Origin of the sequence: Wolbachia endosymbiont of Cardiocondyla obscurior, from assembly GCF_902713635.1 — a bacterium.
Classification (GTDB): Bacteria; Pseudomonadota; Alphaproteobacteria; order Rickettsiales; family Anaplasmataceae; genus Wolbachia; species Wolbachia pipientis.
In genome coordinates this window covers 1-4687 of the sequence record NZ_CACTIU010000081.1, presented here as the reverse complement: position 1 = coordinate 4687, position 4687 = coordinate 1, and the positions used below count along the sequence as shown (strand labels likewise).

Genomic DNA, 4687 nt, shown 5'->3' with positions numbered 1-4687 from the left:
AGATATGCTGTTTTGATTTGTGTGAAAATTATTGTTGACTTATGTGCAATTAGAGAACCTAAGTCACTTTAGCTATATATAAAAGGTTTAAGTGGTTGTATTGATGTATCTTTGTATTAAAAAACACCCAATAAGCAGAGTTGTAAGTGGAATAAACCACAAAATGTAAGTGCTAGATTTTATAGGCGGTACGATTATAATTGAATTGCCGTAAGAATTTTTTAACTCTGAGATTATCTCTTCATCAGTGTATCCATCATTGATTTTTTTACGAATTGCTTCTCGCATGTCATACGCAATCTGAGATCCAGATTCAGACAATGATTCGCCAGAACATATTGGACACCTTATTATTTCAAATAAACTGGTTGCTCGTTTTTCCATGCTTTTATCTCTGAGTTTATTATCCAGAGTAAAAGCGTTTACGCCTGAGTGAAATATCAATATGAAAAGTAAACTAACTACTGCTCTCATCCTTGGTTAATTGGGTTATTTTACCAAGTTGGTTCATAAAATCAGTAGTGGATAACTTTCCAATAAAGCTTGACCCTACATCATCATCGTACTTTATTGAAAATTGAATGCCATCATCAGTTGTTTTTTCTGATAAGGAAGACATTAATTTTTCAAACACATCTGAAGTTTTTGAGTCACCAATCATAAACGAGATTAATTCTTTATAATTTGATATAGCCACGTTGATTTTGTCTTTAAATGAAGACGTAACCAAATTATAATTTTGCACTCCACCATCTGCAGCAAGAGAAAAATTATTACTTTGAATTAAAAATTTCTCTATGTTGAAATTAATTCTGGAAGCTGAGATGTGGTTTACAAATTCGTAATCAAATTTAGTGTCGATACTAAGGTAACTTTCAGGACTTGCAGTATTTTTATACCGATAAGTATAAAAATCAAATCCTAGTTTAGTATTTCCACTTGGTTCTTTATCGAGGTGAAATTGAATGTAATTGCTTTTATCATTCACTTCAGTTATAACACTTTGCTGATTTTCTAAAACATCACATTTTAATCCATAATCTTCGTAACGAAGTGTATCTATATAGTCTATCACGGTACTATTTTTGTTGAATCGCAATGAAGATGGTAAATCGTTTAGTCTAACAACAAAGTGGCTGCTATCGTTTGTGTGGCATTTTATATTCTTTTTCTCATCATCATGAACAGCAATGTTGACTTCATTGCTTGGTATGTAGATATATACTGATTTATCAAACAATCTATTTTTTATCAATAAAGCATCAGATGAGATGGTTAATTGCTCATTGGAAAATTTTGGGTTTGTCACACGGAAAATTAGGTTAGAAGGAAATCCACTAAAATCATGTGAAATATCAAATTTTTCGTCGTTAATGTATAGTATTGTTTCAGCTAAAAGATTTTTTACCTTACATGCAGAAAAATACCAAAAACCACTATACGCTACAGGAATAAACAAAAGTAAAGAGATGATAATATAGATAAAAATCTTACGCATGATTCCCCTATTTATCTAATGATATGTTTCTTGTACCCCTTGGTATGGTTACACACAAGCCGTCGATATCTTTTGTGATTTTTATTTGGCATCCAAGCCTCGACGTCTCTGTTAAGCCGAAAGCTAGGTCTAACATATCATTTTCCTCATCAGATATAGGGTTATGTATTTCTACAGCATTATAAAACTTTGGATCAACAATTACATGGCATGTAGAGCAAGCAAGAGAACCTTCACATGCACCTTCAAGCAGATCTGGATCACTTCTGTGGGCTAAATTGAGCAGAGTTTCTCCCTCTGCAGCTTCATAGCTTTTCTTACTCCCATCAGGTAAAATAAAAGTAACAGATGGCATATTATTCCTATTAAAATCCTTACTAATTTCTTTATATCCTACAGGTAATAACTAATATTTGCAAACTCTTTACAATTCCAGTACCTATATTTCTTGTTATCCAAGTAGCTCTTTGTTGTCATCCGAGTAGCTGACACTGGTTCCTTTATGACGGCAGTGCCCTCTTCTTGTCATCCCAGTGCCCTGATTACTTGGATCCAGAAAAAAGAATGGTGTCATGCAAGTAGCCTCCTTCTCCTGTCATCCGAGTAGCTGACACTGGGATGACACCCCACTTAACCGTCATACTGCCGCGGTATCTCTTAGCCGCTAACAAGCAGCGGGATAACGAGCTTATCGTCACGCCGTCGCGAACCGTCATACCGCGATTCATTCGCGGTATCTCAGCCGCTAACAAGAGATCCCGCTAACAAGCAGCGGGATGACGATTGTCGTTTAGCCATAAATATTAAGAAATTTACCAAATGAAAAAAAGGCAAAAGAAGCCCCGTGGTTGGCTAATTACTTACATTATACTTTCAAGTATGGCGTTTTTTTATTCTAAACGTTTAATAACCGCGATTCAGTTGCTTTTAAGCCGCAACTAATCTAAATTATAAACATTAAGAAATTTACTAAACAGAAAAAAAGGCAAAAGAAACCCTAGGGTAGCTAATTATTCACTATCCATTTTTTAAGTTGGCGTTTTTTAATGTTTTAAATGCTTTATAAGCGTATCTCAGCTTGCGTAGGTAAAAACCTAGAAATTTGATAAAGACATAAGGTGCACATAGTGCAAAAAATTAAACATGAGACGCCAGATACGTGAGTTTTTTTGTCATTTAATCTGTACAGAGAAGATAAATAAATAGCTTCAGTTTCATGATAAGGGGACTGGCGGAGTTTGTCAAGGAAGTTTTTTTTTCTATTGAATGACAGTTGTAACCTACGAAAGAAGTCTGTTGTAGTTTGTACGATATCTTTATAAAATGGTTCACATAAGTTATCTAGCAGTGCAACTAAACAAATACAAAAATCAAAACGTCGCGGTTTTTGGTCTTGGTAAAACTGGTTTATCCGCCATTAACGCTCTAACAAAGAGTGGTGCAAGAATATATGCATGGGATGATCATGAAGAGCAAATAGCAAATGCAAAAATGATGTATAAAAAATGTAATTTTATTCATCCCAAGGAATACAATTGGCATGAGATCAGTGCATTGGTTTTAAGCCCTGGAGTGCCAACAGAGCCACATTGGATAGTAAAACTTGTAAGGAGATTTGATTGCAAAATAAAATCAGACATTGAGCTATTTCTTGAAGCTAAAACTACGAACCAGAAGGTAATAGGCGTCACAGGAACAAATGGTAAATCAACCACTACATCACTAATAGGGCACATATTAAAATCTGCAGGGAAAAAAGTAGCTATTGGTGGAAATTTAGGCGTTCCTGTTTTGGATCTAGAAAGAGATGCAGAAATTTATGTAATCGAACTCTCCTCTTTTCAATTGGAGTTGATGAATGAAATTAACGTGGACATTTCAGCACTGCTCAATATTACACCAGATCACATAGATAGGCATGGAAGTATGGAGAACTACATAGCAACTAAATTAAAACTGATAAACGGTAGTGAGGTTGCCGTAATAGGATGTGACAATGAGATTACTGCTGATATATTCAACAAATTCACTGGAGACAAAATTCCAATCTCAGCTTCGATGTCACCCTCTTTGTCATTCCAGTGCCCAGGCACTGTGATCTCGTTAAAACTAGAGAATCATAGCTTATCAGTAAGCGACGTGAAAATAAACCTAATATCCAACGCAGAGAACATAGCAGCCGCATATGCCGTATGTAAGCTACTTGAAGTAGATAGCAACACTATTATCAATGGAATCAAGTCCTTTTCAGGACTGAGGCATAGGAATGAACTGCTTGGCAAAATAAGAAATGTGTTTTTCGTGAACGATAGCAAAGCAACTAATGCAAAGTCGAGCGAAAAGGCGATTTTATCTTATGAAAACATATATTGGATTGTTGGTGGAAAAAGTAAAGAGGGTGGAATAGAATCATTAAGCAAGCATTTTACAAGGATTAGAAAAGCTTTTCTTGTTGGAGAATCAACCGAAGCTTTTGCAAATGTTATGGAGGATAAAGTAGATTTTGTGAAATGTTGCAATCTAGAAGATGCATTCAGATTGGCTTTTGAAGAGGTCTTAAATAGCAGGGAAGAAGTAACAATATTACTTTCTCCCGCGTGTGCTTCTTTTGATCAATGGAAAAATTTCGAGGAACGTGGTGAAGCATTTTGTAGAATGTTTGAAAATCTCAGGTACAATCACACATGCTGTTTAGTATGATGTTGCGTGGAACAAAAGTTAATAATAGATAAGCTAATTAGGGTTATTCCATTTGAAGGGATAAGCGATGAAACCCTATTAAAGGTGTGCACTGACCTTAATCTAGCTAATAGCTTTTGCAAATTTCAGAATGGAATATATAGCGCTTTGGAGCACATAGCAGAGGACTTAAATAGCTCAATGGAAGCTGAACTAAGGAATTCTAATTTAGAAGATATGAAAGTGCGAGAGCGAGTAAAGTTAGCCATTCAAATATACCTTTCAAACTATGCTAAGCTACCGAATTATAGAGAACTTTTAAAAAATGTTTTATCATTCTCCGTATCACCAAAAAATACATATTTTTCTAGTAAACTTTTATACAGAACTATTAGTGCGATTTGGTATGGCATTCATGACCAATCAACAGATTTTAACTATAGTACTTCCCAAAGTAAATGATAAAGGTATAATAAGCTATTTGAGTTATAATGGCGTATAGTGTGGATT

Annotated in this window: 6 protein-coding genes and 1 pseudogene; 2 read left to right on the top strand and 5 right to left on the bottom strand. The window is 34.9% G+C overall.

The genetic code is table 11. The features are described 5' to 3' along the window. Nucleotides 1-87 precede the first annotated feature (87 nt). The 5 genes from WOCAOBSORBRA_RS05585 to WOCAOBSORBRA_RS05570 all read right to left on the bottom strand — a co-directional run bounded on the left by WOCAOBSORBRA_RS05585 (nt 88) and on the right by WOCAOBSORBRA_RS05570 (nt 2250). Nucleotides 88-474 (bottom strand): cytochrome c-type biogenesis protein, encoded by a 387-nt coding sequence (locus WOCAOBSORBRA_RS05585; protein WP_015589263.1) that lies wholly within the window; start codon nt 472-474, stop codon nt 88-90. Further along, entirely contained in the window at nt 458-1498 is a 1041-nt protein-coding gene (locus WOCAOBSORBRA_RS05580; RefSeq protein ID WP_174516108.1) for a hypothetical protein, read from the bottom strand. The genes WOCAOBSORBRA_RS05585 and WOCAOBSORBRA_RS05580 overlap by 17 nt, the downstream gene beginning before the upstream one ends. A gap of 7 nt (nt 1499-1505) precedes the next feature. Next, nucleotides 1506-1853 (bottom strand): ferredoxin family 2Fe-2S iron-sulfur cluster binding protein, encoded by a 348-nt coding sequence (locus WOCAOBSORBRA_RS05575; protein WP_012673282.1) that lies wholly within the window; start codon nt 1851-1853, stop codon nt 1506-1508. Nucleotides 1854-1949: 96 nt separating this feature from the next. Beyond that, complete coding sequence (locus WOCAOBSORBRA_RS06490) at nt 1950-2072, bottom strand: hypothetical protein (RefSeq protein WP_007549233.1); 123 nt, start codon at nt 2070-2072, stop codon at nt 1950-1952. Continuing rightward, on the bottom strand, nt 2041-2250 hold the full coding sequence (locus tag WOCAOBSORBRA_RS05570; protein ID WP_174516107.1) for a hypothetical protein: 210 nt from the start codon (nt 2248-2250) through the stop codon (nt 2041-2043). Before WOCAOBSORBRA_RS05570 ends, WOCAOBSORBRA_RS06490 begins: the two co-directional genes overlap by 32 nt. Before the next feature lie 571 nt (nt 2251-2821). Here WOCAOBSORBRA_RS05570 and murD point away from each other — a divergent pair. Then, on the top strand, nt 2822-4198 hold the full coding sequence (murD, locus tag WOCAOBSORBRA_RS05565) for a UDP-N-acetylmuramoyl-L-alanine--D-glutamate ligase (RefSeq protein ID WP_174516106.1): 1377 nt from the start codon (nt 2822-2824) through the stop codon (nt 4196-4198). 6 nt (nt 4199-4204) lie between these two features. After that, nucleotides 4205-4633, top strand: a pseudogene (locus WOCAOBSORBRA_RS05560) (COQ9 family protein); the annotation flags it as partial. Nucleotides 4634-4687: the final 54 nt, after the last annotated feature.